Raw genomic sequence first — 25,331 nt, 5'->3', positions numbered from 1 at the left:
CGATCGTCAGTCGGTCGGGGTCAGCCCGGTCGAGGCGCGGAACGAACCGTCCATCTCGAACGGCACCGACTGGTGCTCATGCGTCACCAGCCAGCGCCCGTCGATCCGGCGCAGCCCGGTGGTCACCCGGTACCACAGGGTGAAGCTCTCGGTGGCGCCGCGCGGCACCGCGGACATGCAGTCGATGCTGGTGGCGAACGCCACGTCGCCGTCCGTGGTGATCTCCAGCCGGGTGACCTCGCGGCGCGGCGGGGCCTCGAACCCGGCCATCCACTCGCGCAGCCCGGTCAGGCTCGGCCGGTCGCCGGGCTGGCGCAGCGGCGGGGCGAGGTTGTATTCGACGACGGTGGGCGCGTAGTACGACAGGATGGCTTCGGCGTCCCCCTTCTGCATCAGGGCGGCTTTGCTTTCGATGACTTCCCGGATCTCCTTCATGCCGGGGTGTCGAAGCCGGGCCGCCCGGTTTCGACATCCCAGGAGAGAGCGAGGGAGAAATCCGTGAAATACCTGATCCTGATCCAGTCGAACCCGCAGTCCCTGGCCGTCTGGGAGACGCTGACCGAGCAGCAGCGCACCGACTTCGGCCTCGGGCACCTGCGGCTGACCGAGGAGATGCGCGAGGCCGGGGTGCTGGTGGTCAGCGAAGGGCTGGGCGATCCCGCGCTGGCCACCCAGGTCTCCGTCCGCGACGGGCGGACGATCACCTCGGACGGCCCGTACGCCGAGGTCAAGGAGCACCTGGCCGGCTTCTACCTGATCGACGTCGCGGACCTGGACGAGGCGGTGGCCTGGGCTGCGAAGGCGCCGGACGCGGCGTACACCCGGGTCGAGGTGCGCCCGGTCCTGGACATGAGCACGTGGGAGATCTGACCGGGCTGCCGGACCTGCTGCGCGACTGCGCGCCGCAGGTCCTGGCGGCCGTGGTCCGCCGCTACGGCGACTTCGAGGCCGGCGAGGACGCGGTGCAGGAGGCGCTGATCGCGGCCGCCCGGCAGTGGCCGGAGACCGGCGTGCCGGACCGGCCCCGGGACTGGCTGATCACCGTGGCGAGCCGCCGCCGGGTGGAGTCGCTGCGCAACGAGACGGCCCGCCGCCGCCGCGAGGAGACCGTGTGGCACGAGCCGGCGCCGCAGGTCCGGGGCGACGACGAGCTGGCCCTGCTGCTGCTCTGCTGCCATCCGGCGCTGAGCGTGCCGGCTCAGATCACGCTGACCCTGCGGGCGGTCGGCGGGCTGAGCACCGCGGAGATCGCCCGGGCGCTGCTGCTGCCCGAGGCCACCGTGGGTCAGCGGATCAGCCGGGCCAAGCAGCGGATCCGGGACACCGGCACCCGGTTCGACCTGCCGGCCACCGACGAGCGGCTCACCGCGGTCCGGCACGTGCTCTATCTGATCTTCAACGAGGGCTACACGGCCAGCTCCGGCGACGCGCTGAACCGGGTGGAGCTGACCCGGGAGGCGATCCGGCTGACCCGCCAGCTGCACCGGCGCCTGCCGGACGACGGCGAGGTGGCCGGGCTGCTCGCGCTGATGCTGCTCACCGACGCCCGCCGGCCCGCGCGTACCGAGCCGGACGGCGCCCTGGTCCCGCTCGCCGAGCAGGACCGGACCCGGTGGGACGCGGCCGCGATCGCCGAGGGCGTCGCGATCATCACCGGCGCGCTGGCCCGGGCCCCGATCGGCCCGTTCCAGCTGCAGGCCGCGATCGCCGCGGTGCACGACGAGGCGGCGCGCGCCGCGGACACCGACTGGCCGCAGATCCTCGCCCTGTACGGACTGCTGCACACGCTCGCCCCGAGCCCGATGGTGACGCTGAACCGGATCGTGGCGGTCGCCATGGTCGACGGGCCGGAGGCCGGGCTGGCCGCGCTGGACCGGGCCGCCGGGGAGCCGGTGCTGGCCCGGCACCACCGCACCGCCGCGGTCCGGGCGCACCTGCTGGAGCTGGCCGGCGACCGGGCCGGGGCGCGCGAGCAGTACCGGGTGGCGGCCCGGCGCACGCTCAGCCGGCCGGAGCAGCGCTACCTGGAGTCGCGGGCTGCCCGGCTCGGCTGACTTCGCTCAGCCGACGGTGATCGGGGCGGTCGCGGTGGTGGCCCACGGGATGACCGGGCTCAGTTCCGGGACGGTGGCCAGGTCGATCGACAGCTCCCCGCCGGTGGCCGCGGCCGGGCGGCGGAACGCGAAGGTGTGCGTGCTGCTGCCGCCGGCCGGGGGAGCCGCGACGGTGACGCTGAACCCGTCCGGCTCGCTGGTCACCCGGGGCCAGTCGCCGGAGCGGCGCAGGCCGGCGGGCGGCGCGAAGAGCAGGGTCACCTTCTCCGGGTGGGCGCCGCGCCGGTGGCTGATCGTCACGGTCACGGAGCCGTACCGGGAACCGTTCTTCTTCGGTCCCAGCCGCAGCTCACCGGAAGTGAGCGTGGTGTCCGTGATGTGCGGGTTCTCCGGCATCCGGGGCGGACCGCTGACCTGGACGAACCGGTCGTGGCGCCGGGCGTAGCCACGGGTCTGCCAGGTCTGCGGGGTCGCGTCGGCGCAGCACCGCTGGTAATCGGCGACCGGCACGCTCACCGCGCCGGAGTCGTCGACCCGGACGCCGGCCTGCCGGATGTCGCGCACCTCGCCGGTGGTGGCGGCCACCTGGCCGAGCGAGACGATCTGCCCGGTGCGGTCCCGGTCGTAGGCGACGATCTGCTTGCTGCCGCCCTCGATCAGGCAGCCGAACACCACGATGGTCTCGTCCGCGCCGTCCCGGTCGACGTCACCGTAGGTGACCGCCAGGATCGTCACCGCGTCGCCGAAGGGCGGCTCGCCCGCGGCGACCGTCCGCGGCTCGATCGGCACCTCACCCAGGTGGAAGCGCAGTGTGCCGGAGGGCCCGCGGACGTCGTCGGCCGGCCAGGCGGGCACCTCCAGGGTGGCCTCGCGCAGCACGGAGAGGGGGATGTGGCCGTCCGGCGCGGCCTGCGCGGCCGGCGGGGACATGGCGAGGGGCAGCGACGCCGCGACGATGGCGACGGCGGCGAACAGGACGCGGGGAGACTCCATGGTGGAGACATTCTGCGGCAGTCCGGTTGCCGAAGCGCCGTTTTTGCCGATGATTCACCCGATTTGGGTCAGGCCTTGACGATGTCGCCGCCCGACTCCTTGACCGCGGTCTCGGTGAGCGGCTTCTGCGCCGGGCCGCCGGTCGGCGCGCCGGTGGCGATGTCGAACATGCTGTTGTGGCACTTGCACTTGATCGCCTTGTCGGCCACCTCGGCGACCTTGCAGCCCTGATGCGTGCAGGTGTTGCTGAACGCCTTGAAGGTCCCGGCCTCCGGCTGCGTGATCACCAGGGTCTCGGTGATCAGGCCGCCGCCGACCGGCACGTCCGACGCCTTGGCCAGGGCCGCCGAGCCGGTGCTGGCGGTGGTGGTGGTCTCGGTGGGCGCCGTCGTCGCGTCGGCGCTGGTCGGCTCGCTGCTGTCGTCCTTGGCGCCGCAGCCGGCCAGCACGGCCCCCGCGCCGACCACGCCGATCAACGCCCGCCGGTTCACGCCGCTCATGTCTCCCCCGCCTCCGATGAGTGGTTTGGGCGAATTCTACCCAAGATCATGCCGGCGGCTCGAACTCTTCGAACACCAGCAGCGTCCGGGTGTTCACCACCCCCGGCATGCCCTGGATCTCGTCCAGGACGAGTCGCCGCAGGTCCGCGTTGTCCCTCGCCCGGACCAGCAGGATCACGTCGAACTCGCCGCCGACCAGGGCGATGTGCACCACCCCGGGCAGCCTCCGCAGCCGTTCGCCGACCGGCCGCCAGTCCGCCTGGTGCAGGTTCACCGTCACGTACGCCGAGGTGCCCATCCCGGCCGCCACGTGATCGATGTCCGCCTTGAAGCCGCGGATCACATTCGTCTCGCGCAGCCGCTGGACCCGGGCGTACGCGTTGGCCCGGGAGATGTGCAGCGTCTCGGCGAGCTGCCGGATCGGCATCCGCCCGTCCCGGCCCAGCTCGGTGAGGATCCGCTGGTCGATGTCGTCGAGGCCGCTGACCACGTGTCTTCAACTCCCTGTCCGATCGCCCGCCCGGTTGGACGTTTGGCTCCGCCCGCCCGCCCGCGGAACGCAATCTTCTCGATCTGTCCCAGGATATGGAACATTCGTGACGGGGGACACACGATAACGGCATGACGCCTGACCCACGTCGGCTCTTGCCGTCCGATGCCCCCGTGACCCTTCTCGACCCCGACGGGACAGCCGTCGGCGTCGTCCCGGACGACGCCACCCTGCTCCGCTCGCTGGACCTGCTGATCACCGCCCGCCGGCTCAACGACCAGGCGTACGCGCTGGTCCGGCAGGGCCGGCTGGCCGTCTACCCGTCCTCGCACGGCCAGGAAGCCTGCCAGGTCGCGGCCGCCCAGGTGCTCGACCCGGCGGATTGGCTGTTCCCGACCTACCGCGACACGGTCGCCGCGGTGGTCAAAGGGGTCGACGTGGTCGAGGCGCTGAGCCTGCTCAAGGGGGACTGGCACTGCGGCTACGACCCCACCGAGCACCACGTCGCCCCGCACACCACGCCGCTGGCCACCCAGCTGCCGCACGCGGTCGGGGTGGCCCACGCGGCCCGGCTGCGCGGCGAGCCGACCGTGGTGATGGCGATGTGCGGCGACGGCGGCACCAGCGAGGGCGACTTCCACGAGGCGCTCAACTTCGCCGCCGTCTTCCAGGCGCCGGTGGTCTTCTTCGTGCAGAACAACGAGTACGCGATCAGCGTCCCGCTGTCCCGGCAGACCGCCGCGCCGTCGCTCGCCCACAAGGGCATCGGTTACGGCATCCCCGGCGAGCGGGTCGACGGCAACGACATGGCCGCGCTGCTCACCGTTCTCGGCGCCGCCGTCGCCCGGGCCCGGGCCGGGGAGGGGCCGCAGCTCGTCGAGGCGCACACCTACCGGATGCAGGCGCACACCAACGCCGACGACGCCACCCGGTACCGGGACGAGGCCGACGTGGCGGCCTGGCTGCCCCGCGACCCGATCACCCGGCTCCAGGCGTACCTGCGCGACCGGGGCGCGCTGACCGCCGAGACCGAGGCCGCCTTCGCCGCCGCGGCCGAGCGCGCCGCCACCCACCTGCGCGACGGCCTCAACCAGGACATCACCCCCAACCCCGAAGACCTCTTCGCGTACGTCTACGAGCGCCCCACCTCGCAACTGCGCGAGCAGGCGGCCCTGATCGCCGACGAGCTGAGCCGGGAAGGAGCCCAGTGATGAGCACCGTGGTGCACGAGAAACTGTCCATGGCACAGGCCCTGAACCAGGCACTGCGCGACGCGATGACGGACGACCCCACCGTGGTCATGTTCGGCGAGGACGTCGGCGCGCTCGGCGGCGTCTTCCGGATCACCGACGGGCTGACCGCCGAGTTCGGCGACAACCGCTGCTTCGACACCCCGCTCGCCGAGTCCGGCATCGTCGGGATGGCGGTCGGGATGGCGATGAACGGGATGCGCCCGATCGTCGAGATGCAGTTCGACGCGTTCGCCTACCCGGCGTTCGAGCAGATCGTCAGCCACGTCGCGAAGATGCGGAACCGGACCCGCGGCCGGGTGTCGCTGCCGATGGTGATCCGGGTGCCGTACGCCGGCGGGATCGGCGGGGTCGAGCACCACTGCGACTCCTCGGAGGCGTACTACGCGCACACGCCCGGCCTGAAGGTGGTCGTGCCGGCCACCCCGGCCGACGCGTACGCGCTGCTGCGAGCCGCGATCGCCGACCCCGACCCGGTGGTCTTCCTGGAGCCGAAGAAGCTCTACTGGAGCAAGGAGGAGATCGAGTTCCCGGTGCGGGCGCCCGGCATCGGCACCGCGGTGATCCGCCGGCCCGGGACCGACGCGACCCTCATCGCGTACGGGCCGAGCGTGCCCGTGGCGCTCGAAGCCGCCGAGGTGGCCGCCACCGAGGGCCGCAGCCTGCAGGTCGTCGACCTGCGCTCGATCGTCCCGTTCGACGACGAGACGGTGTGCGAGGCGGTCCGGTCCACCGGCCGGGCCGTGGTGATCACCGAGTCGGCCGGGTTCGCCGGGGTCGGCGCCGAGATCGCCGCCCGGGTCAGCGAACGCTGCTTCACCAGCCTGGCCGCGCCGGTCCGCCGGGTCGCCGGATTCGACATCCCCTACCCGCCGCCGAAGCTCGAGCACTTCCAGCTGCCCGGGGTGGACCGGGTGCTCGACGCCGTCGACGACCTGAACTGGGAGATGTGATGACGACGCGGACCTTCGCGCTGCCCGACCTCGGGGAGGGACTGACCGAGGCGGAAGTGGTGCAGTGGCTGGTGGCCGAAGGGGACGAGGTCGCGGTGGACCAGGCCGTGGCGGAAGTGGAGACGGCCAAGTCGGTGGTGGAGGTGCCCTCGCCGTACGCCGGACGGGTTCGCACGCTGCACGCGAAAGCGGGCAGCACTCTGGCGGTCGGCGAACCTCTGATCAGTGTGGAAGCGGCCTCGGACGCTTCCTCATCGCCTTCCTCCTCTTCCGCGGCCTCTTCCTCGGCCGCTGCCGACGCCTATCGGGAGGAGGAGCAGGCCGGGTCCGGCAACGTCCTGGTCGGGTACGGCACCAGTGACACGCCCACCCGGCACCGGCATCGCCGCCCGCGGACCCGCGCCGCGGCCGTCGCTCCGGTCGCGGGTGGCTCGGTCCGGCCGCCGCAGGTCGTCTCGCCGCTGGTGCGCAACCTGGCCCGGAGCAACGGCGTCGACCTGACCAGGGTGGAGCCGACCGGGCGCGGCGGCGTGATCACCCGCGCCGACGTGGAACGGGCGATGGCCGGGCCCGCCCCGGCGCCGGCCGCGGCCACCGGGGAACGGCGCATCCCGCTCACCGGCTTCCGCAAGGCGGCGACCGCCGCGCTGGGCCGCAGCCGCGCCGAGATCCCGGAGGCGACCGTCTGGGTCGACGTGGACGCCACCCCGCTGTGGCAGCTGCGGGAGAGCAACCCGGACGGTCCCGGACTGCTCGCCTACCTGGCCCGGTTCACGGTCGCCGCGCTGCGCGAGTTCCCGGTGCTCAACGCCCGGTTCGACGCCGAGCGGCAGGAGATCGTCGAGTACGACCGGATCGACCTGGGCATCGCCGTCCAGGGCGAACGCGGCCTGGTCGTGCCCGCGGTGCTCGGCGCCGAGTCGATGACCACCGCCCGGCTCAGCGACGAGATCCGCCGGGTGACCGCCGCGGCCCGGGCCGGCAAGGCCACCGCGCGGGAGCTGTCGGCCGGCACGTTCACCCTGAACAACTACGGCAACCTGGGCGTCGACGGCAGCGCCGCGATCATCAATCACCCGCAGGTGGCGATCCTCGGCTTCGGCCGGATGATCGACCGGCCGTGGGTGGTCGACGGGCAGCTCTGCGTTCGTAAGATCACGCAGATGAGCTTCGTGTTCGACCACCGGGTGTGCGACGGCGGCACGGCGGCCGGCTTCATGCGCTGCGTCGCCGACGCGATCGAGAACCCGGCCTCGGCGATCGCCCGCCTGTGACCGACGCCGTCCCACCACCCGCCTCGGCGGCCGGTGCACTGCCGCCTTCCGCCTCGGCGGCCGGCGTTGTGCCGTCGGCTGCCGGGGTGGCCGGTGTCGTGTTGCTGGCTGCTGACGTGGTGGGTGGGCCGGGGTTCGACGCCGCGCTCGGGCCGCTGCTGTTGCGCCGCGGTCTCGGCGAGGCCCGGGACATCCTGCGGGTCTACTCGCCGGAGCCGACCGCGGCGTTCAGCCGTCGCGACACCCTGCGCACCGGCTACGAGCGGGCGGCGGCCGCCGCCCGCTCGGCCGGGTTCACCCCGGTGGTCCGGCCGCAGGGCGGCAGCCTCGCCGTCCAGCACCCGGGCAGCGTGATCATCGACCACGTGCACCGCTCCGGGCCGCAGCCACCCGACCCGACCGCCCGCTTTCAGCACTTCGCCGCCATGCACGCCGCCATGCTCCGCGCGCTCGGCGTCGACGCCCACATCGGCCCGGTCCCGGGCGAATACTGCCCCGGCGACTACAGCATCAACGACGGCCGGGCCAAGCTGGTCGGCTCCGCCCAGCGGGTGACCCGGGACGGCTGGCTGTTCAGCACGGTCATCCAGGTGACCGGCTCGGCCCTGCTGCGCGAGGCGCTGCTCCCGGCGTACGCCGCATTGGGTTATGAATTCGATCCAGCAACCGTGGGTGCCATCGCGGACACCGTCCCCGCCGCAACCGTGCGATCCGTGACCGCGGCGGTCCTGTCCGCCTACGGCGCGACCGCCCCCGGCGTGCCCCTGCCCGAGCCGCTGCGCGCCGAGCTGCCGCATCTCCTTACCTCGATGGACTGAAAAGGTCCGGCGCCATAAATCCATGGAGGCGGCTCCTGCCGAGCGGGAATAGAGTGCAATTCTCGCTATCGGAAGGTTCGGGACGATGGGCGAATACGAGCAGCGGATGCGTGCCCAGAACGAGGCGCTCAAGGCTCACCAGGATCGGGCGAACATCATTGACGACTCCCGGCGGAACGCTGCCCAGCAGGGCGGTGGCGGGAGTGGTTGCCTTTTCCTGACCCTCTTACTCCTGTCACCTCTGATCATTGGATTCGCCGCAGTCGTCTGGGTCAGCTTGCAGAAGTGACATCGCGCGATGATGTCGCGCAGCGATGACAGCGTCTGCTCCATCGCGAAGGCGGCTGAGTCCTGCCGCGCCCGCCGCGGATCGCGGTGTGCCAGGACTGCGCCGGGCGGCACCCGCTCCCGGGGTGATCCGAAGTGGACGGGTCCGCGCGGGGCGTGGGAGGATCGGCGTCGCCTGGTGGAGCGGTGGGGGAGAGGCGCGCGATGGCCGAGATGGACGGATTGCCGGTGAACCTGAACACCGATCGGCCGCATCCGGCGCGGGTCTATGACTACCTGCTCGGCGGCAAGGACAACTTCGCCGCCGACCGGGAGGCCGCCCAGCGTGGGCTGCAGGCCAACCCGGACAGCCGGATCCCGCCCCGGGAGAACCGGCTCTTCCTGCGCCGGGCGGTGCGGTTCCTGGCCGAGCAGGGCATCGACCAGTTCCTCGACATCGGCACCGGGATCCCGAGCGCGCCGAACGTGCACCACGTGGCGCAGAGCGTCAACCCCCGGGCGCGGATCGTCTACGTCGACAACGACCCGATCGTGCTGACCCACGCCCGCGCGCTGCTGACCAGCCATCCGGACGGCAAGACCGACTACCTCGACGCGGACCTGCGGGACGTCGACACGATCCTGGACGCGGTGAAGGCCAGCGGCACGCTCGACCTGGACCGCCCGGTCGGCCTGCTGCTGATCGCGATCCTGCACTTCGTCGGCGACGAGCACGACCCCTGGACGATCGTCGACCGGCTGCTGGCCGCGCTGCCGTCCGGCAGCTACCTGGCGTTGTCGCACCTGACCGGCGACTTCCGGCCGGAGGCGTGGGCGCAGGTGGCCGAGATCTACCGCAAACAGGGGGTCACCATGCAGGTCCGGTCCCGGGCCGGGATCGAGCGGTTCTTCACCGGGCTGGAGCTGGTCGACCCGGGTCTGCAGGTGGTGCCGGCGTGGCGGCCCGAGCTGGGCGAGCCGACCGGGGAGGCGCCGCCGGAGGACGCCCGGGTCTCCGTCTACGGCGGGGTGGCCCGCAAGCCATAAACCGTGGACGTGCCCGCCGCCGGGCCGTTACCGTCCGCGGGTGCGGATACGCGAGATCACCGAAGCTGACTGGCCGCAGGTCTGGGCGATCATCCAGGACGTCATCCGGGAGCGGGAGACCTTCCCGTACGACCCGGAGATGACCGAGGAGCAGACCCGCCTGATGTGGATCGAGTCGCCGCCCGGCCGGACCGTCGTCGCGGTCGACGGCGAGCGGGTCCTCGGCACGGCGAAGATGGGCACGAACCGGCCCGGCCCCGGGTCGCACATCTCCACCGCGAGCTTCATGGTGGCCGCCGACGCCCGCGGGCGGGGCGTCGGGACCGCCCTCTGCCGGGACGCGGTGGAGTGGGCGAGGCAGGCCGGGTACGCCGGGATGCAGTTCAACGCCGTCGTCGAGTCGAACCGGTCGGCCGTCGAGCTCTATCAGCGGCAGGGTTTCCAGGTCCTCGGCACCGTCCCGGAAGCCTTCGAGCACCCGAAGCTCGGCCGTGTCGGCCTACACCTGATGTACCAGGCCTTCTGACGGACGGACCCCGACACCCTCCCAGTTGGCGCCGCTGACCGCGTCGATCACGGTGCCCTCCGGCAGGATCCCGTGCACCTGAGCGGTCAGCTGCACCGGCGTCACGTGGTCGGCCGCGCCCGGCGACGCCTCCCCGACGATCCTGGCCCGGCCGCGGACCTGCAGATGGTAGGCGAGCGCCTCGGCCGAGGAGTAGGTGCCCGCGCCGACCAGCACGGTCAGCTCCTGGTCGAGCGCCGATCCGGCCGGTCGCGCCCGGGTCCACCACTGCCGGCGACGATCCCGGTAGGTGACCTCGGACAGCGGCTGCGCGTGATCGCCGAGCAGGTGCTCGGCGATCAGCGCCACCGTCCCCGGATCGCCGCCGCCGTTGCCACGCAGGTCCAGCACCAGCCGGGTGGCGCCCCGGGCCAGCGCGAACGCCGCCTCCACGAACGGCGCGGCGTGCTCCACCGGGTCGAGCGTGTCGAGCCGCAGCACGAAGGTCCCGTCCGCCTCCCGGCGCACCTCACGAACCCCGGCCGCCCTGGCCAGCACCTCCCCGCGGTCGACCGGCGGCCAGCCGCGCGACTCGGTGTCCGGGGTCGCGGTCCCCTCCGGATCGAAACGCAGCTCCAGGTGCCGGGAGTGCAGCTGCGCACGCGCCTCGACCTCCCGGCAGGTCGCGGCGTCGACCGGCTCCGGCCGCCCGGCGAAGGTCTCGCCGAGGTCGGCCGCCAGCCTGTCGAGGCGCGGCCCGGGCGGCATCAGCCGGTGCAGCCAGCCGACCAGGTGACCGGTGAAAGCACTGAGTCCGGTGGGCTCGTCGTTCGCCATGATCCGACGCTAGGGCAGCGTCTGCTCCACTGGCACCGCTCACACCTCTGCCTTCAGCAGAGCCAATCACGAAGACCTTTTGCGTACGCCGTATCGGACCTGTTGTCGCCTGCTGACGGTCGTTCCTTGACCTGGTCTTGTTTTGGTCCGCCTGGACTCCCCGCTCCTCTGTGCCCGGCGCGGTCATGGGCCGGCCGGGAATTTCCGCAGTCGTGAAGTGGTGCCCGGGGGTGGGTGGCTGGCGGCCCGGAAATGTCAGGGGGTGTCGATAGCGTCCGGGGCGTGATTGGCGATGGTGTGGGGCGGGTGCCGACCGCGGCCGAAGAGGCCCGGTTCTGGGAGTTGGTCGAGTCGGCCTGGGCGGGCTGCGGGAGTGAGGCGGCGCGGCTTCGCCGGGCGCTGGCTGAGCGGGACCCGGGAGGGGAGGGTGAGGAGGCGTTCGCCCTTGAGGGCTGGATGGAGCAGTTCATGGCGCGGCTCGGGGAGTTGTGCGAGGGGCTGTCGAGCGCTGAGCTGACCGATCTGGACCGGGTGGTCGAGCGGAAGCTGTTCGACATCGACCGCGAGGAGATCCATGAGTACACCGACGGCTCGGACGACGGGTTTCTGTATTGCCGCGGGTTCATCGTCGCGGCCGGCCGGCAGTTCTATGAGGCGGTGCGGGCGAATCCGGCGATGGCGGTGATGGACGCGGAGTGGGAGGAGATGTGTTATTTCTTCGCGCACCTGCACGACAAGAGGTTCGGCGGCTTCCCCGAGACCGGCTCCGGCATCAGCCGCGAGTCGGGCCGCAATCCGGAGGGGTGGTGACGCCCCGGGGACCGTCGCAGGCGCGTCTGCCTGATGCCGGGCCGTGGCGGGGCGTGGGTTCGGTCCGGCCGCTCGCGGGCTTCCGAGCGGTCCCGGGCGCGGCGCGGGGCGCTTCCGGCGTGTGACGTGTGATCGGGTCGGGGCGGCTGCGCCGGGTTGTCAGGCAGCGGACTGGGCGTGGGCGGCGAAGTCGCGGACCAGGCGGACATCGGGGATGTCCCAGAGCACCGGGGTGGTGGAGGGTTCGGTGGACCAGGCTCGCCAGCCGTTGCGGCGGTGGGTGGTGGTGAAGACGTCGGTGGGGCCGGGCAGGGCGCCGAAGGCTAGGTCTCCGGAGCCGTCCGGGCGTTCCGTGACGACCGGGGGAGGGAGGGACTTGAGGTATGCGGTGGTGAGACGGGTTCCGGACCAGCCGCCGTGGACCAGGACGCGGTTCGTGGTGATGGTGTAGCGGGTTCGGCGGGACGCCACGGCACGGACCACGAAACGGCCGGCGACCAGATAGAGGCCGATCAGCACGAACGGGATGCCCCACAGCTTGAGCAGAGTGGGGCCGCCGCTCAGGATCACGCTGGTTTCCCAGAAGATGGCGAAACCGCACCACAGAAGACTGAAGGGGACGAGCGTCAGGTCGGTGCGGCGGAACAGACGGTGTCGTTGCGGGCGGCCCTGCCAGAGGACTCGCTCGCCTGGCAGGAGATCGGTTTCCACGAATTCATGATGTTCGCCGCACGGCCGGGTGTCGAGGGGTGATCACGATGTCGCCGTCGGCTGGCTGGAGGCGGTGTGGGCAGGCACTCGGGACGCTGGGACATCGGTCGGACCGGCGGGCGTTAGCTCGGCCACTTGCGATCGCTGACGTGTCAACTACTTCGTAGTGTTGGGGGATGAGCGGTGGGCGGGCCACGGTGGTGGTCATCGGTGCTGGTCAGGCGGGTCTCTCCGCCGGGTACCACCTGAAGCGGCGCGGCTTCGTCAGCGCGCTGGCCGCGGACGGCGACGGCCACGCGCAGGACCTGGTTGGTGGCGGCGGAACCGGGGTCGTGGTGGGTGAGCCGGTTGGTGGCGCCGCGAACGGGTCCGCGGTGAGCGCCTCGGTTGGCGGCGGGGACCGGGTCGTGGTGGGTGGCGGACGCGGCGCCGGCACCGGGGAGGGCGGGCGCGGCGCCGGTGACGGTGAGGGCAGGCGCGGCGCAGGCGTCGGCGCTGGTGAGGGCGGGCGCGGCGCCGGTGACGGCGCTGGTGAGGGCGGCCGCGGGGACGGTGGGGCGCGGACGTTTGTGGTGCTCGACGGATCGGCGGGGGCGGGGGGTGCTTGGCGGGAGCGGTGGGAGTCGTTGCGGATGGCCACCGTCAACGGGATCTTCGATCTGCCCCGGTTCCCGAAGCCGGTGATCGATCCGGCGGAGGCGAGCCGGACGGCGGTGCCGCGGTACTTCGCGGACTTCGAGCGGGTGGCTGGACTGCCTGTTCGGCGGCCGGTGACGGTGGTGGGCGTACGGAAAAGGGGCCAGGAATTCGTGGTGGAGACCGACTCCGGGGACTGGGTTGCTCGGGCGGTGATCAACGCGACCGGGACCTGGAACAATCCGGTGCTGCCGCACTATCCGGGGCAGGACAGTTTCCTCGGGCGGCAGCTGCACACACGGGACTTCGTGACGGCGGAGGAGTTCGCCGGGCGGCGGGTGGCGATCGTCGGGGGTGGGATCTCGGCGGTGCAGCTGCTCGAGGAGATCTCGCGGGTGGCGACCACCTATTGGTACACGCGGCGCGAGCCGGTCTTCCGGGCGGACGGGTTCGAGCCGGAGGTCGCCGGGCGGGAGACGATCGCCAAGGTGATCGCGGATGTCGAGGCGGGGCGGCCGACCGGGAGCGTGGTGTCCTACACCGGGCTGGCCTGGACGCCGTATGCGTTGGCGGCCAAGGAGCGCGGGGCGCTGGAACGGCGGCCGATGTTCACCGGCATCGAGCCGTTCGGGGTGCGGGAGGCGGACGGGACATTCACCGCCGTCGACGTTATTCTGTGGGCGACCGGGTTCAAGGCAGCGCTCGGGCATCTGGACCCGCTGGGGTTGCGCAACGAGCGGGGCGGCATCCGGATGGCCGGCACGCAGGTCGCCGACGAGCCGGGGTTGCACCTGGTCGGGTTCGGTCCGTCGCAGTCAACGGTGGGCGCCAACCGGGCCGGGCGGGACGCGGTCAACGCACTGGTGAAGTACCTCGATTCCACCGGCGCCGCCATCGACAACGACGAGGCCCGGGCTCGACCCGGATATTGAGATCTTGGACCGTGCGCTGAGCCTTTCGCGGCGGGCGGCCGTATGAAAGATTAGGGCGGACGTTCGACGGCCTGGGGGAGGTCTGGCGCGACATGGCTGGTGCCGCATCGCGATGGGTTCTGGCATTCCTGCTCGGTTCCGGCTCGGCACTCGTGGCGGCCGCGCCCGCGCAGGCCGCGCCACTGCCGACCGCCTCGTGCGCGATCGGCGCCGGGAGCGCGGCCGACCGGGCGATCGCGAAGCAGCTGAAACCGCTGATGAACGGGCGCCGGCTGGGTTCGTCGGTCAGTGGGCGGGCGATCGCCTGTGCCCGGGTCATCGTCGGGATCGTCCAGCAGCGCAAGCTTGGGCCGCGGGCGGCGCTGATCGCGATGACCACGGCGGTCGCGGAGAGCGAGCTGACCAACCACATCGTGATGGTCGACCACGACAGTCTCGGGCTCTTCCAGCAGCGGTCCTCGCAGGGCTGGGGCCGCCCCGACCAGCTGGTCGACCCGGCCTACGCGACGAACGCCTTCCTGAACGCGATGCTCCGCAAGTATCCGAACGGCAGATGGATGAGCGGGGACGTCGGGGCGATCTGTCAGAAGGTGCAGATCTCGGCACGGCCGGCGGCCTACTCGCCGGAGGTGCACGACGCGGCGCTGATCGTGAACGCGCTCTGGTCGCGACCGTCGACGCCCGCGCCCGCGACCGGGAGCGCGACGACGCCGCAGGCGGTGCCGGTGCCGGCGCCGACCGGCCCGTTCCAGAAGACGCTGGCCACCGCACAGGTCCAGACGGCCGGCCTGGAGGGGCGGCACGCGCTGCAGATGGCCGACTGGAACGCGGACGGCAAACCGGACCTGCTGGTGGTGACCGGAGCGGGCGCCGCCACCGGCCGGACCGAGGTGCGGATCATGGACGGGGCGTCGAACTTCCTGTCGCTGCTGCTGGTCACCGCCACCACGCTGGGGCCGACCGACGAGCGGCACGCGTACGCGTTCACCGACTGGAACGGCGACAAGAAACCCGACCTGGTGGTGACGCAGCGGTCCGGGACGGCCAGCGGGCGTACCGAAATCCGGATCGTCGACGGCGCGTCCAACTTTCAGCAGGTCCTGCTGGACACCGCCACCGGGCTGGCGGCGACCGACGACCGCTACCAGTTCGCGGTGGCGGACTGGACCGGGGACGGGCGCGCCGACCTGGTCGTGGCGCAGACCGCCGGCACCAAGAGCGGCAAGGCCGAGGTGCAGGTGCTCGACGGGGCGTCGACCTTCCAGACGGTGGCGCCGGTGGTGACCAGCGGCGCGCCGGTCGGCCCCGGCACGCAGATCGCGGTGACCGACTGGAACGCGGACCGGCGACCGGACCTGGTGACCCTGCAGAAGGGCAGCGTCCAGGCCTGGGACGGGGCTGCCGGGATGACCCGGTCGCTGGCCCGGGCGAGCGTCGCCGCCGACGGCAAGGAGTTGGTGGTCACCGACTGGAACGCGGACGGGCACCCGGACCTGGCGGCCGTGAAGACGGCCGGCAGCACGAGCGGCCTGGCCGAGGTGTCGATCCTCGGCGGATGACCCCGAGGTCCGTCCTGCCGATGATCGGGGCTGCGGCATTGCCCAGGTGGCAGAACGAACCCTAGGCGGGCACCTTGGCGGCCAGCACGTCGGCCGGCAGAATCTCCGGCGGTGCGGCCAGCAGGCGGTCGGCGTTGGCCATCAGCGCCTTGGCGATCGGGCCGTTGATGTGGGCTTGTCGGGAGGCCTCGTCCGGGAACGCGTCGACGATCCACAACGTCGACGCGTCGGTGCGCAGGGCGAACCACACGATCGTGCCGACCTCGTCGTTGGCGAGTTCAAGGGCTCCGGTGAGGAGGTCCGCTACCTCCTGCTCGAGCCCGGACTTGGCGACAAGCTTGACGACGAACGCGAGGGACGTGCTGGAGTTGGTCACGCCAAGGACGCTAGGCCGTACGTGCCTGATAAATGGCGGAAACGGCAAGTTCGTTACCGTACGGGACATGCGTATCGGCCTGCCCTGAACTGAAGTGGATCGGGCGCCGTCCGGCCGGGTCTTGCGGATATGGCCGGGACGCAGGCCGTACCACTGGGTGGGCCGGAACAAGTTCTTGTCGCGAGGTTGAATCTCTGCCGGCTGCTGGCCGGATCGACCCCCGCGGGATGCCCGGCGATCGATGGGTATGAGACTGGGGGCATGACTTTGCGACTTCGGCCGGACCAGGGGACTGCGGCGGCGTGGCGGGCGTTGTGGGCGATCGTGGAGGGGCGGCTCACCGAGGACTCGTTGCGGTCGGCGCAGGCGGCGGCGTCGCTGATGCCCTACGCCTCGGAGCATCCGGCGCATCTGCTGGTGGTGGCGGTGGACGCCATCGTGGACACGATCGTCGGGTGGGCCGACGAGATCGGGAAGAATCCGGCGTGCATGGCCGAGGTGTGCTTCGACATGCTGCACGGGCAGCTGCAGCCGCCGGAACGGCTGCTGCTGCTCGGTGCCGGTCAGACCTTGCTGGCCGTCGACCCGACCGGGGAGGCCGGCAGCCCGCACCCGGTCTGCCACCCGTGGCCGCCGCAGGCCGCGGTCGCCTCGCTCGGTACCGCCGGTGGGGGTGAGGTGCTGCGGCAGGCGCTGGCGGCGGCCGCGCAGACGCACGGGATGGAGCAGCAGCCCGTGCTCGTGCTGATCAACGCGGCGCCGACGGTGCTGACGAATGTGCTGTGGGGCTACAGCCGGTCCGACCCGGACCGGATGCGCGTGCTGCTCGACGACCGGCTGGCCGTGCGCTGACCGGATGCCGCGGTGAGCGGCGCGGTGCCGGGTGTGGCGGTGAGCGGCGCGGTGCCGGGTGCGGCGATGAGCGGCGCGGTGCCGGGTGTGGCGATGAGTGGCGCAGGGCTGGGCGGCGCGGGGCTGGGCGCGGCGATGAGTGGCGCAGGGCTGGGCGGCGCGGGGCTGGGTGCGGCGATGAGCGGTGCGGGGCCGGGTGCGCGCGCCTGACATGATCGCCCGCATGGAGCCGAGAGCACTGACCGAGCGGGAACGGGCGGTGCTCGACGCCCTGCTGGCCGTCGACTTCGAGGGCGTCGAGGAGCTGCGGCGGCAGGCCGCCGGCGCGCTGGTCGTCGGAACGTGCGCCTGCGGGTGCCCGTCGATCGACTTCCAGGACGGCGTCGGCCTGACCGTGCGGGTCGACGCCACCGTCCGGGGCGGCTACGACCAGTTGTTCCTCTACACCTTCGGGGAGCGGCTGGGCGGCATCGAGTGGGCCGGGGTGGCGGAGCGACCGGCCGAGTTCCCGCCGCCGGAGCGGCTGGAGATCAGCGTGCCGCCGCCGCCTTCTGCCACATGAGGCGGACGGCCGGCAGCACCTCGGAGACCGCCGGGATGCCCGGCCCCGGCTCGCGGACACCGACGGCCAGTGCCGGGGCGGAGCGCTCCAGCGACCCGGCCATCCGGTCGATGTCGGTGATGATCGAACCGGTCAGCACCAGCACGCCGGTGTCGTCGATCTCGGTCCGTACGGTCCGCAGCGTCTGATGCCGCGCGGCGCGCAGCGCCTCCAGCGATTCCTGGAGTGCCGTCCCAGCGGCGTGCGCGGCGGAGCCGGTGGTCACCGGAGCGCCGGCGTGCTCGGCGGTGCCGACCGGCGTGGTGCGGGTGGCGGCGGCGTGCGCGGTGTCGGCGTGCGCCGCGAAGGCCTGCGAGGCCGCGGTCAGCACCGGCGCGATCTGGGCGGGCACCTCCGGGGCCTGCGGCGTCGCGGCCGCGTCGAACATCGAGCGGGCCACCGAGTTCACCTGGTGCACCCCGTGCTCCAGCGCCCGCAGCGTCTCGTGCAGCGGGACCACCCGTGCGATCGGCGTGGTCAGCGACCAGCGTGCCTGCCGGAGCAGATCGTCGACGGCGGTCACCGCGTCGTCCAGGTCGTCGCCGAGCTCCCGGGACCGGGCCAGCCACTGCGCCGCCTGCTCCCGGCTGTAGCCGTCCTGCGCGCCGGCGCCGAGCTGTCCGAGCAGCCGGGCGATCTCGGTGGACAGCTGGGTAAGGTTCCACCGGGCCCGCTCCAGCGGCGTCATGCCGCCGACCAGCGGGGACAGGATCACGCCGACCACGATGCCGAGCGCGGTCGCGGCGATCCGCTGCCACACGAACGTCTCGGTCACCGCGCTGCCGCCGACCATGATGCCCAGCGAGGTGAGCGGCACGGTCACCGAACTGTCGCCGAGCCGCAGCAGCCGCCCGGCGGCCAGCCCGCACCCGGTGATCACCGCGATCGACACCGGCGTCATCCCGAACGAGCCCCACACCGCGACGGTGACCGCGATCCCGGCGAGCGTGCCGATCAGCCGCTGGGTGCCCTCGCGCACCGACGCGCGCGAGCTGAGTTGCACCGACAGCGTCGCGGAGACCGCCGCGGTCACCGGCCCGGCCAGCTGCAGCGTGCTCGCCGCCGACCAGGCGATGCCGGCGGCGACCGCGGTCACCAGGCCGGTGCGGGCCACCTGCGGGTCGATCCAGGTGCGGCACCGGCGGGCCACCCGGCGCAGCGGGTGCGGCAGGTGCGGCCGGACCCGGGCGAGCGCGGTCCGGCAGGCGGCTTCGACGGCGGGCCGCACCTTGCGGCGCAGCAGGGCGGTGGCGAGCGCGCACACGAGAAGGCTCGCGGCGACGACGATGATCGGGCGCAGGTGATCAACGAGCAGCTGGGGCAACAGAGCGGCTTTCTTTCTCGGCTTCGACCGACATTTCGGTACGAAAGCTATCGCCGCTGAGCCGCCGCGCAGGTGAAACGCCCGAATTGTGATGCCCGTCGCCCCCGGAAGTGATCACCCATGAAAAGCAGCAGCGCGGGGGTCATGGAGGTGGCGGCGGTGCCGTCCGCGATGGTGGGGTCGTGGTGGTGGGCCCGTGGTGGTGGAGGTGCGGGCCGCGGCGATCGGGCGGTGGGCGGTGCCGTCCGCGATGGTGGGGCCGTGGTCGTGGCCGTGCGGGTCGCGGTGATCGGGCGGCGGGCGGTGCAGGTTGCGGTGGTGGGGCGTGGCGGCGGGCGGTGCGGGCCGCGGTGGTGGGGCTTGGCGCTGGGCGTGCGGGCCGCGGTGATCGGGCCGTGGTGGGCGGCGCCCCGCGGTGGGGCGGCCGTGGGTCGCGCGGGCGCCGAGGGGACCACGCGAGGCGGGACTCGGGGTGCGGCGGGCGGGCGCGTCGAGGTCGCCGGTGGATGCGGTGACGACGACCGGTTCCCGGTACGGAGGTAAGCGCCGCCCAGCCCCGATCAGACCGTACCGAAAAGGGGGTGTCCCGGGGTCCAGGACAGCTTCTCGCGAGCCAGCGCGTTGTCGGCGCCGCGCTCCCACCCGGCCCGATCCGCGGTCACCCGCGGCGGCGGCGCGCCGATCGACTCGGCCAGCGCGGCGGCCCACACCGGCCCGGGCAGCGGCTGGTCGTCGACGATGTTGTAGACCCCGGCCGGCCAGGTCACCGCCCGCGCCGCCGCGATCGCCGCGTCCTCGATGTGCAGGAACGACGTCACTCCCTGGCCGACCGTGAACTCGCCGGCCAGGAGCTGGCGCCCGACCCGGCCGTCCCGGTGGTACCAGGTCCCGGGCCCGTGGAACATCCCGTAGCGCAGCACCACGTGCTCGGTGATCTCCGCCGCCTGCGTCTCCAGCGCGTGCACCCCGGCGACCGTCGTCCCGCGGGTCCCGCCGGCGTCCAGGTCGAGCGGCGTCTCCTCGGTCGCCGGCGTCTCGCCGGCCGCATAGGCCCAGGCGATCGACTGCGCCACCAGCCGCTGGACGCCGGCGGCCCGGGCGGCGGCGACCAGGTTCCGGGTGCCTTCGTGGCGGATCCGCGCGTTCTCCGCGAGGCTGCCGCCGGCCAGCGCGGTGAGCTGGTGGATCAGCACGTCCGGCGCGGCCGCGGTCACCGCCGCGGTCAGCGCGGCCGGGTCGTAGACGTCGACGCGGACCCCGGTCGCCCCCTGCTCGGCCAGCGTGCGCAGGCCCGTCTCGCTGCGCCCGATCCCGGTGACCTGATGGCCGTCGGCGATCAGCAACGGGATGAGCAGCCGTCCCACCTGCCCGGTCGCCCCGGCGACGAAGATCCGCATGGGAACGAGGTTAGGCCGCGCCGGACCGGTCACCATGGTCCAATTCGGCCCCGGTCGGCTGGGCCAATCCGGACTCCAGCCGCTCCCGCCACACCCGCAACCCGTCGGCCAGCTGGGCCAGCATCGGCTGCGGCAGCCCGGCGATCTGCTCGGCCCAGGCCGCCTCGAAGGTCGGCACCGCGGCGGCCAGCGCCTGCTCCCCGGCCGGGGTCAGGAACAGCAGCGAGGACCGCCGGTCGTCCGGGTTGGCCCGCCGCTCGCACCAGCCCCGCGCGACCAGGCGGTCCACCGCCTTGCTGGTCGCTCCGACGGTGATGTCCACCTCGTGCGCGATGTCGAAGACCCGGCAGGTCGGCAGGCGCTCGATGATCTGCAGGAACTCCAGCGCGCCGAGCGGCATGTCGTGCTCGGCGCGCAGCCGCGCGTCGATGCGGTTGTAGAGCCGGGTCTCGGTCCGGACGAGATCGGTGAAGAGCGATGTGAGGTCCGTCACGCGCAGAACTTCCAATCGGAGGAATTAGCTTCCCTGGAAGCTAGTTTGCCAAAGTAGCTTCCTCGGAAGCAATCTTGCCAGAGCATCGTGACGGAGGTTGACATGAACCGGCAGCAGCAGCGGGACGCGATCCGGGCGGCGCTGGCCGCGTCCGGCAAGGAGCAGGGCACGACCGAGCAGGAGCGGGCCGGGTTCGAGCAGTTCGTGACGTCGATGCCGCTCGCCGAGGGGGTGGTCGCGGACGACGGGACGCTGGGCGGCCGGCCCGCCGTGCGGCTGCGCGCCCCTGATCAGTCCCGGACCGTGCTGCTCTACCTGCACGGCGGCGGCTACGTCATCGGGTCGGCCCGGACCGGCGCCCGCCTCGCCTCGGCGCTGGTCGCCCGGACCGGCGCGACCGGGTACTCGCTGGACTACCGGCTGGCCCCGGAGCACCCCTTCCCGGGCGCCGTCGAGGACGCCCTCGCCGCCTACCGTGAGCTGCTGGAGAGCACGCCGGCCGGCGACATCCTGGTGGCCGGCGACTCGGCCGGCGGCGGGCTCGTGGTTGCGCTGCTGGTCGCGGCGCGCGAGGCTGGGCTGCCGCAGCCGGCCGCGGCCGCGGTGTTCTCGCCGTGGGCCGACCTGACCCTCAGTGGCGACAGCATCCGGACCCGGGCCGCCGCCGATCCGCTGTTCGACGAGGCCGCGCTGCGCTGGTACGTCGAGCGGTACGCGCCCTCCGCGGACGCGGCCCGGGCGGCCAGCCCGATCTTCGCCGACCTGTCCGGGCTGGCGCCGCTGCTGGTGCAGGTCGGTGCGGACGAGGTGCTGCTGGACGACGCGGTGCGGCTCGCTGCCCGGGCCGCCGCCCACGACGTCGAGGTGACCCTGGAGGCCGGTCCCGGGCTGCCGCACGTCTATCAGCTCAACTACGGCCTGCTCGACGACGCCGACGACGCGCTGGACCGGGCCGGGGCGTTCCTGGCCCGCCGGCTGCCGGCCACGGTCGCTGTCTGATCAATCAAGGACAAAGGCCCGCTTGGCGTACGCGCGGAGCCGCCCCGCCGTACGCCAAGCGGATCTTGATCTTCCGGGGATGGCGGACAGCGCCCGTCCTGCGTGGTGACGTGCGATTATATGACCTATATGTCTAGTATTTCGGAGGGCTCGGCGTCGGCCGGGATCGACTACCGGACGCTGTTCCGCGCCGCGCCGGCGGCTTTCCTGGTGCTGGACACCGACCTGGTCATCGTCGAGGTCTCCGACGCCTACCTGACGGCTACCATGCGCCGGCGTGACGACCTGCTCGGGCAGCACGTCTTCGCCGCCTTCCCGGCCAACCCCGACGATCCGGAATCCGGGTCGGTGGCCCGGCTGACGGCCTCACTGGACCGGGTTCGCCGAGAGGGTGTCCTCGACGCGATGGACATTCAGAAGTACGACATCCCGCAGCCCGGCGGCGGCTTCGAAACCCGCTGGTGGGTACCGGTCAACGCGCCTGTCTTCAGCGCCGACGGCCGGCTCGAGCTGATCGTGCATCGCGTCGAGGACGTCACCGAGTACGTCCTCGCCCAGCGGGACGGCGCGCTCGGCCGGCTCGCCGGGGAGCTGCGGGTGCGCACCGAGCAGATGGAGTCGGAGATCTTCGCCCGCCGGCAGGCGCAGGAGCGGACCGCGACGATGCAGGCGGCGGCGGACAGCCTGGACATCGCGATCTTCGCCTGCGACGCGCACGGCCGGCCGGTGCTGCGCAACCAGACCGCTCGAGACCTGCTCGGCGACCGGTGGCCGGACCAGCTGCGACCGGCGATGGCGCGGGCGGTGCGCGGCGAGGTGGTCCAGGACGCCGAGGTGGATCTGCGGCTGCCCGGGATGCCGCGGCGGATCCTGCGGATCAACGCTCGGCCGATCGCCGGTCAGCCCGGCCTCACCACGGTGGTGGCGCTGCGTGACATCACCGCGCGCCGGCTCGCCCGCCGGCTGCAGGAGGGCGAGCTGGAGGTCACCCACCTGATCGCCCAGGGCCAGCCCTCGGGGGAGACGCTGCGGCAGGTGATGCGCATCGTCGGCGCCTCGATCGGGTGGTCGGTGGCCGAGTTCTGGGTGCTCGACGAGGTGGCCCGGTCACTGCGCCGGGAAGCGCGCTGGGTGTCGCCGAACCTGGATGGCGGCCGGACCGGTCCCGGGAAGCCGGAACAGGGGCTGCCCGGCCGGGCGTGGCAGGCTGCCACACCGCTGTGGGAGCCCGGCCCCGGGGCCGGCGGCACGCTGGCCATCCCGGTCCCGGCCGGTCCGAAACCGCTCGGGGTGCTGATCTGCCACAGCGACGCCGACGAGGTCTCCGAGGACCTGCGCGGCGCGGTGGTCACCGGGATCGGGGCGCGCCTCGGCGAGTTCCTGGAACGACGCCGGGCCGAACGGCTCGCCGCCGAGCTGGAACGCACCCGGGACGAGTACATCGCGCTGGTCGGCCACGAGCTGCGCACCCCGCTGACCAGCATCCAGGCGCACACCGAGCTGCTGCTCGACGATCCCGGGCTGGACGGCGACCAGCGCGACGCCCTGGAGGTGATGCGGCGCAACACCGACAGCCTGCGCGACATCGTGATGCGGCTGCTCGACGTGGCCGGCCTGCGCTGGGGCCACATCGAGCTGAACCGGGCGCCGATGGACCTGGCCGAGCTGGTCCGCGACGCGGCGGCCGGCCGGACCGGGGTGCGGGTCGACGCGTGCGGTCCGGTCACCGTGGACGGCGACCGCGACCGGCTGTGCGAGGTGCTCGACGAGCTGCTGACCAACGCGGTGACCTGGGCGGCCCCCGGCACCACGGTCGAGGTGGGCGTGCACGCCGACGCGGGCGCGGCGGTGGTGACCGTGGCCAACGAGGGCGACGGGATCCCGCCCGACGAGCGGGGCCGGCTGTTCGACCTGTTCTTCCGCGGCGAGGCGGCCCGGCACCACGGGGTGCCCGGCAACGGCCTGGGACTGACCGTGGCCCGGGCGATCGTCGAACAGCACGGCGGCACCCTGACCGTCAGCGAGCCGGGCACGCCGGTCACCACGTTCACGGTCCGGCTGCCGGCCCTCGACGACCCGCCCGCACCGGCATGATCGCCGCGGGACGGTTGCCGGCCGGCCGCTCGCGCCCACCCGGATCCCCGAGGCCACCGGCCGCGACTCTAAGTTCCATGACATGCACCTCAGCCTTACTGAGCACGCCCGGTGCCGCTACGGCGACGAGTATCGGCCGCCCGTTCCGCGGTGTTCCGAGGACCACGACGACCGGCACTTCATCGAGAAGCTGACCTTCGCCGATGCGGCGGAGATCTTGACGATGCTGCACACGCTGTGCCCGAACCTCGTCGACGGCCTTCTACCGGTGTGGGTGCGCAACCTCGCCTACCGGCTGGTGCTGCTCCAGAGGCCCGGGGATCCCGCATTGATGCGGGAGGCCGCGCACAGCCTCAAGCTGCACGGCCCGGACTGGGACGACATCGCGGCAGACCTGGAGCACCGGGCGGCGGCTCGGGAAGGGGCATGAGCGGTCGGCGACTCCGTCGTGGGTTGAGTGCACTTCACCTCGCGTCACGACTGCCAGGTGGTGCGGGAGGAAGGCGTCACGCGACCAGCAGGGTTCCGGCGCCCTTGACGCGGCGGACCAGCGGGACGGTCTCGGCGGAGGCGACGCCGGGGAGGGCGCCGACCGCGTTGGCCAGGTAGTCGTAGAGTTCGTCGAGGTTGCGGCAGATCACCGAGGCGGCGATGCCGGCCGGCCCGGTCACCGCGGTGGCGTAAGCGATCTGCGGATGGCTGGCCAGCGCCCGGGTGACCTCGGTGAGCGCGGACGGGGCGACGGTGAGCCAGAGCATCGCCTCGGCCGAGTAACCGAACAGCTCCGGCTCGATCTCCACGTCGAAGTAGAGGATGTCGGTGCGGCGCAGCTCCTCGAGCCGGCGCCGGACGGTCGTCTCCGACCAGCCGGTTGCCGCGGCCAGCGCCGGGTAGGTCGCCCGGCCATCCATCGCCAGCATCGCCAGCAGGTCGTTGTCCGCGGTGGTGAGGGTGACCCGGCCGGGCGGCGGGGTGGCCGGCGCCGGGTGCAGCGCGGCCACCTGCTCCGGGGTGAGCGCGGCGGTGCGGCCCGGCCAGCCGTTGACCCCGGCCACCGCGCGCAGGATGCAGTGCGCGCTGACCGAGGTGATCCGCGAGGTGCGCGGCAGCCGCTGGAGCAGCAGCTCGCCCTCCTCGGCCGGTCGCCGGGTCCGGGTGATGCAGCTGATCTCGGTGCCACCGGACATGATCGACACCCAGGAGGTGTCGGCGCGGCGGGCCAGCGCGGTGGCCACCGGGACGGCGGCGTCCGGGGTGCAGCGCATCCGGACCAGCCAGTCGACGTGGCCGAGCGCCGCGGCGTAGGGCAGGCCGACCACCCGGAGGGCACCGGCCGAGCGCAGCCGGTGGTACCGCCGGGCGAGGGTGCGGTCGGAGGCGCCGAGCACCGCCGCGGCCCGGCTGAACGAGACCCGGCCGTCGACCTGCAGCGCGTGGGCCAACTGTCGATCGAGGTCATCGAGCGTGAGTGGTTCCACCGGCGTACCGTAGCAGTGTGTCGGAATCCGCCGGGATGGGCCGCGAGTGTGCCGCGGACCCGGTCCGGCGGGCATCGTGCC

Annotated in this window: 29 protein-coding genes; 18 read left to right on the top strand and 11 right to left on the bottom strand. The window is 72.8% G+C overall.

What is annotated here, in order from left to right; translation table 11 throughout:
* Window positions 1-6: 6 nt before the first annotated feature.
* Window positions 7-435 carry a YybH family protein gene (locus tag BJY16_RS33260; protein WP_185043513.1) on the bottom strand — a complete coding sequence of 143 codons (429 nt, stop codon included), beginning with the start codon at window positions 433-435 and terminating at the stop codon, window positions 7-9.
* A 63-nt stretch (window positions 436-498) separates the two neighbouring features.
* On the opposite strand from BJY16_RS33260, the gene BJY16_RS33255 reads away from it, so the two are divergent.
* Together BJY16_RS33255 and BJY16_RS33250 are read left to right on the top strand one after the other, a co-directional pair.
* Window positions 499-870 (top strand): YciI family protein, encoded by a 372-nt coding sequence (locus BJY16_RS33255; RefSeq protein ID WP_185043512.1) that lies wholly within the window; start codon window positions 499-501, stop codon window positions 868-870.
* Entirely contained in the window at window positions 858-2,054 is a 1,197-nt protein-coding gene (locus BJY16_RS33250; protein WP_203759159.1) for an RNA polymerase sigma factor, read from the top strand. Before BJY16_RS33255 ends, BJY16_RS33250 begins: the two co-directional genes overlap by 13 nt.
* A 6-nt stretch (window positions 2,055-2,060) precedes the next feature.
* Here BJY16_RS33250 and BJY16_RS33245 read toward each other — a convergent pair whose 3' ends face one another.
* The 3 genes from BJY16_RS33245 to BJY16_RS48700 form a co-directional block, all read right to left on the bottom strand.
* A complete protein-coding gene (locus tag BJY16_RS33245) occupies window positions 2,061-3,047 on the bottom strand; it encodes a hypothetical protein (RefSeq protein WP_185043511.1) in 987 nt (328 codons plus the stop codon).
* Window positions 3,048-3,115: 68 nt separating this feature from the next.
* On the bottom strand, window positions 3,116-3,547 hold the full coding sequence (locus tag BJY16_RS33240) for a Rieske (2Fe-2S) protein (RefSeq protein ID WP_185043510.1): 432 nt from the start codon (window positions 3,545-3,547) through the stop codon (window positions 3,116-3,118).
* Between the two features lie 46 nt (window positions 3,548-3,593).
* Window positions 3,594-4,037, bottom strand: coding sequence for an Lrp/AsnC family transcriptional regulator (locus tag BJY16_RS48700; protein WP_185043509.1), 444 nt, complete (start codon window positions 4,035-4,037; stop codon window positions 3,594-3,596).
* 173 nt (window positions 4,038-4,210) lie between these two features.
* Between BJY16_RS48700 and BJY16_RS33230 the strand changes: the two genes are divergently transcribed.
* The 7 genes from BJY16_RS33230 (at window position 4,211) to BJY16_RS33200 (ending at window position 10,172) form a co-directional block, all read left to right on the top strand.
* The gene (locus BJY16_RS33230; protein WP_425551357.1) at window positions 4,211-5,248 is read left to right on the top strand and encodes a thiamine pyrophosphate-dependent enzyme; all 1,038 of its coding nucleotides are present in this window, start codon (window positions 4,211-4,213) and stop codon (window positions 5,246-5,248) included.
* Entirely contained in the window at window positions 5,248-6,240 is a 993-nt protein-coding gene (locus tag BJY16_RS33225) for an alpha-ketoacid dehydrogenase subunit beta (RefSeq protein WP_185043507.1), read from the top strand. Before BJY16_RS33230 ends, BJY16_RS33225 begins: the two co-directional genes overlap by 1 nt.
* On the top strand, window positions 6,240-7,514 hold the full coding sequence (locus tag BJY16_RS33220; RefSeq protein WP_185043506.1) for a dihydrolipoamide acetyltransferase family protein: 1,275 nt from the start codon (window positions 6,240-6,242) through the stop codon (window positions 7,512-7,514). The genes BJY16_RS33225 and BJY16_RS33220 overlap by 1 nt, the downstream gene beginning before the upstream one ends.
* Entirely contained in the window at window positions 7,511-8,332 is an 822-nt protein-coding gene (locus BJY16_RS33215) for a lipoyl protein ligase domain-containing protein (RefSeq protein ID WP_185043505.1), read from the top strand. The genes BJY16_RS33220 and BJY16_RS33215 overlap by 4 nt, the downstream gene beginning before the upstream one ends.
* Window positions 8,333-8,417: 85 nt before the next feature.
* Window positions 8,418-8,621, top strand: a complete 204-nt coding sequence (locus tag BJY16_RS33210; protein WP_185043504.1) for a hypothetical protein — start codon at window positions 8,418-8,420, stop codon at window positions 8,619-8,621.
* A 203-nt stretch (window positions 8,622-8,824) separates the two neighbouring features.
* A complete protein-coding gene (locus BJY16_RS33205) occupies window positions 8,825-9,646 on the top strand; it encodes an SAM-dependent methyltransferase (RefSeq protein WP_185043503.1) in 822 nt (273 codons plus the stop codon).
* A gap of 40 nt (window positions 9,647-9,686) precedes the next feature.
* Complete coding sequence (locus BJY16_RS33200) at window positions 9,687-10,172, top strand: GNAT family N-acetyltransferase (protein ID WP_185043502.1); 486 nt, start codon at window positions 9,687-9,689, stop codon at window positions 10,170-10,172.
* Here BJY16_RS33200 and BJY16_RS33195 read toward each other — a convergent pair.
* On the bottom strand, window positions 10,146-10,988 hold the full coding sequence (locus BJY16_RS33195; RefSeq protein WP_185043501.1) for a S41 family peptidase: 843 nt from the start codon (window positions 10,986-10,988) through the stop codon (window positions 10,146-10,148). The two genes, BJY16_RS33200 and BJY16_RS33195, sit on opposite strands and share 27 nt — an antisense overlap.
* 306 nt (window positions 10,989-11,294) lie before the next feature.
* Between BJY16_RS33195 and BJY16_RS33190 the strand changes: the two genes are divergently transcribed.
* Window positions 11,295-11,798, top strand: a complete 504-nt coding sequence (locus BJY16_RS33190; protein WP_239177811.1) for a DUF4240 domain-containing protein — start codon at window positions 11,295-11,297, stop codon at window positions 11,796-11,798.
* 159 nt (window positions 11,799-11,957) lie between these two features.
* Here the strand turns inward: BJY16_RS33190 and BJY16_RS33185 are convergent, their stop codons facing one another.
* Window positions 11,958-12,509: a PH domain-containing protein gene (locus BJY16_RS33185; protein WP_185043500.1), complete on the bottom strand. Its 552-nt coding sequence runs from the start codon at window positions 12,507-12,509 to the stop codon at window positions 11,958-11,960.
* Between the two features lie 176 nt (window positions 12,510-12,685).
* On the opposite strand from BJY16_RS33185, the gene BJY16_RS33175 reads away from it, so the two are divergent.
* Together BJY16_RS33175 and BJY16_RS33170 are read left to right on the top strand one after the other, a co-directional pair.
* Window positions 12,686-14,077: an NAD(P)-binding domain-containing protein gene (locus BJY16_RS33175; RefSeq protein ID WP_260418341.1), complete on the top strand. Its 1,392-nt coding sequence runs from the start codon at window positions 12,686-12,688 to the stop codon at window positions 14,075-14,077.
* A 92-nt stretch (window positions 14,078-14,169) separates the two neighbouring features.
* On the top strand, window positions 14,170-15,636 hold the full coding sequence (locus BJY16_RS33170; protein WP_185043499.1) for an FG-GAP repeat domain-containing protein: 1,467 nt from the start codon (window positions 14,170-14,172) through the stop codon (window positions 15,634-15,636).
* Between the two features lie 61 nt (window positions 15,637-15,697).
* On the opposite strand, the gene BJY16_RS33165 is transcribed toward BJY16_RS33170, so the two are convergent.
* The gene (locus BJY16_RS33165; RefSeq protein WP_185043498.1) at window positions 15,698-16,012 is read right to left on the bottom strand and encodes a putative quinol monooxygenase; all 315 of its coding nucleotides are present in this window, start codon (window positions 16,010-16,012) and stop codon (window positions 15,698-15,700) included.
* A gap of 261 nt (window positions 16,013-16,273) precedes the next feature.
* Here BJY16_RS33165 and BJY16_RS33160 point away from each other — a divergent pair, with 261 nt between their 5' ends.
* The 3 genes from BJY16_RS33160 to BJY16_RS33150 are packed head-to-tail and all read left to right on the top strand — an operon-like array spanning window position 16,274 to window position 17,426.
* Window positions 16,274-16,864, top strand: a complete 591-nt coding sequence (locus BJY16_RS33160; RefSeq protein WP_185043497.1) for a hypothetical protein — start codon at window positions 16,274-16,276, stop codon at window positions 16,862-16,864.
* A 12-nt stretch (window positions 16,865-16,876) separates the two neighbouring features.
* A complete protein-coding gene (locus BJY16_RS33155) occupies window positions 16,877-17,074 on the top strand; it encodes a hypothetical protein (protein WP_185043496.1) in 198 nt (65 codons plus the stop codon).
* Between the two features lie 13 nt (window positions 17,075-17,087).
* Window positions 17,088-17,426, top strand: a complete 339-nt coding sequence (locus tag BJY16_RS33150) for a hypothetical protein (RefSeq protein ID WP_185043495.1) — start codon at window positions 17,088-17,090, stop codon at window positions 17,424-17,426.
* On the opposite strand, the gene BJY16_RS33145 is transcribed toward BJY16_RS33150, so the two are convergent.
* The 3 genes from BJY16_RS33145 to BJY16_RS33135 all read right to left on the bottom strand — a co-directional run bounded on the left by BJY16_RS33145 (window position 17,395) and on the right by BJY16_RS33135 (window position 20,679).
* Window positions 17,395-18,789, bottom strand: coding sequence for an FUSC family protein (locus BJY16_RS33145; protein ID WP_239177813.1), 1,395 nt, complete (start codon window positions 18,787-18,789; stop codon window positions 17,395-17,397). The genes BJY16_RS33150 and BJY16_RS33145 overlap by 32 nt on opposite strands.
* 560 nt (window positions 18,790-19,349) lie before the next feature.
* Window positions 19,350-20,186, bottom strand: coding sequence for an NAD-dependent epimerase/dehydratase family protein (locus BJY16_RS33140; protein ID WP_185043494.1), 837 nt, complete (start codon window positions 20,184-20,186; stop codon window positions 19,350-19,352).
* 10 nt (window positions 20,187-20,196) lie between these two features.
* Window positions 20,197-20,679 carry a MarR family winged helix-turn-helix transcriptional regulator gene (locus tag BJY16_RS33135; protein ID WP_185043493.1) on the bottom strand — a complete coding sequence of 161 codons (483 nt, stop codon included), beginning with the start codon at window positions 20,677-20,679 and terminating at the stop codon, window positions 20,197-20,199.
* 102 nt (window positions 20,680-20,781) lie between these two features.
* Here BJY16_RS33135 and BJY16_RS33130 point away from each other — a divergent pair, with 102 nt between their 5' ends.
* The 3 genes from BJY16_RS33130 (at window position 20,782) to BJY16_RS33120 (ending at window position 24,202) form a co-directional block, all read left to right on the top strand.
* The gene (locus BJY16_RS33130; RefSeq protein ID WP_185043492.1) at window positions 20,782-21,678 is read left to right on the top strand and encodes an alpha/beta hydrolase; all 897 of its coding nucleotides are present in this window, start codon (window positions 20,782-20,784) and stop codon (window positions 21,676-21,678) included.
* 129 nt (window positions 21,679-21,807) lie between these two features.
* Window positions 21,808-23,772 carry a PAS domain-containing sensor histidine kinase gene (locus tag BJY16_RS33125; protein ID WP_185043491.1) on the top strand — a complete coding sequence of 655 codons (1,965 nt, stop codon included), beginning with the start codon at window positions 21,808-21,810 and terminating at the stop codon, window positions 23,770-23,772.
* An 82-nt stretch (window positions 23,773-23,854) separates the two neighbouring features.
* Window positions 23,855-24,202, top strand: coding sequence for a hypothetical protein (locus tag BJY16_RS33120; protein ID WP_185043490.1), 348 nt, complete (start codon window positions 23,855-23,857; stop codon window positions 24,200-24,202).
* 76 nt (window positions 24,203-24,278) lie between these two features.
* On the opposite strand, the gene BJY16_RS33115 is transcribed toward BJY16_RS33120, so the two are convergent.
* Window positions 24,279-25,250 (bottom strand): Lrp/AsnC family transcriptional regulator, encoded by a 972-nt coding sequence (locus BJY16_RS33115; RefSeq protein ID WP_239177814.1) that lies wholly within the window; start codon window positions 25,248-25,250, stop codon window positions 24,279-24,281.
* Between the last annotated feature and the right edge of the window lie 81 nt (window positions 25,251-25,331).

Origin of the sequence: Actinoplanes octamycinicus (genome assembly GCF_014205225.1) — a bacterium.
Lineage (GTDB): Bacteria > Actinomycetota > Actinomycetes > Mycobacteriales > Micromonosporaceae > Actinoplanes > Actinoplanes octamycinicus.
The sequence above is the reverse complement of the archived record's forward strand: the minus strand, read 5'-3'. Positions and strand labels throughout refer to the sequence as shown.

What these genes read in the sequence shown, in the direction of transcription:
- BJY16_RS33260 (WP_185043513.1), bottom strand. Translation starts at nt 435, where the DNA reads ATGAAGGAGATCCGGGAAGTCATCGAAAGCAAAGCCGCCCTGATGCAG.
- BJY16_RS33245 (WP_185043511.1), bottom strand. Translation starts at nt 3,047, where the DNA reads ATGGAGTCTCCCCGCGTCCTGTTCGCCGCCGTCGCCATCGTCGCGGCG.
- BJY16_RS33240 (WP_185043510.1), bottom strand. Translation starts at nt 3,547, where the DNA reads ATGAGCGGCGTGAACCGGCGGGCGTTGATCGGCGTGGTCGGCGCGGGG.
- BJY16_RS33225 (WP_185043507.1), top strand. Translation starts at nt 5,248, where the DNA reads ATGAGCACCGTGGTGCACGAGAAACTGTCCATGGCACAGGCCCTGAAC.
- BJY16_RS33220 (WP_185043506.1), top strand. Translation starts at nt 6,240, where the DNA reads ATGACGACGCGGACCTTCGCGCTGCCCGACCTCGGGGAGGGACTGACC.
- BJY16_RS33210 (WP_185043504.1), top strand. Translation starts at nt 8,418, where the DNA reads ATGGGCGAATACGAGCAGCGGATGCGTGCCCAGAACGAGGCGCTCAAG.
- BJY16_RS33205 (WP_185043503.1), top strand. Translation starts at nt 8,825, where the DNA reads ATGGCCGAGATGGACGGATTGCCGGTGAACCTGAACACCGATCGGCCG.
- BJY16_RS33195 (WP_185043501.1), bottom strand. Translation starts at nt 10,988, where the DNA reads ATGGCGAACGACGAGCCCACCGGACTCAGTGCTTTCACCGGTCACCTG.
- BJY16_RS33175 (WP_260418341.1), top strand. Translation starts at nt 12,686, where the DNA reads ATGAGCGGTGGGCGGGCCACGGTGGTGGTCATCGGTGCTGGTCAGGCG.
- BJY16_RS33170 (WP_185043499.1), top strand. Translation starts at nt 14,170, where the DNA reads ATGGCTGGTGCCGCATCGCGATGGGTTCTGGCATTCCTGCTCGGTTCC.
- BJY16_RS33160 (WP_185043497.1), top strand. Translation starts at nt 16,274, where the DNA reads ATGACTTTGCGACTTCGGCCGGACCAGGGGACTGCGGCGGCGTGGCGG.
- BJY16_RS33150 (WP_185043495.1), top strand. Translation starts at nt 17,088, where the DNA reads ATGGAGCCGAGAGCACTGACCGAGCGGGAACGGGCGGTGCTCGACGCC.
- BJY16_RS33140 (WP_185043494.1), bottom strand. Translation starts at nt 20,186, where the DNA reads ATGCGGATCTTCGTCGCCGGGGCGACCGGGCAGGTGGGACGGCTGCTC.
- BJY16_RS33130 (WP_185043492.1), top strand. Translation starts at nt 20,782, where the DNA reads ATGAACCGGCAGCAGCAGCGGGACGCGATCCGGGCGGCGCTGGCCGCG.
- BJY16_RS33125 (WP_185043491.1), top strand. Translation starts at nt 21,808, where the DNA reads ATGTCTAGTATTTCGGAGGGCTCGGCGTCGGCCGGGATCGACTACCGG.
- BJY16_RS33120 (WP_185043490.1), top strand. Translation starts at nt 23,855, where the DNA reads ATGCACCTCAGCCTTACTGAGCACGCCCGGTGCCGCTACGGCGACGAG.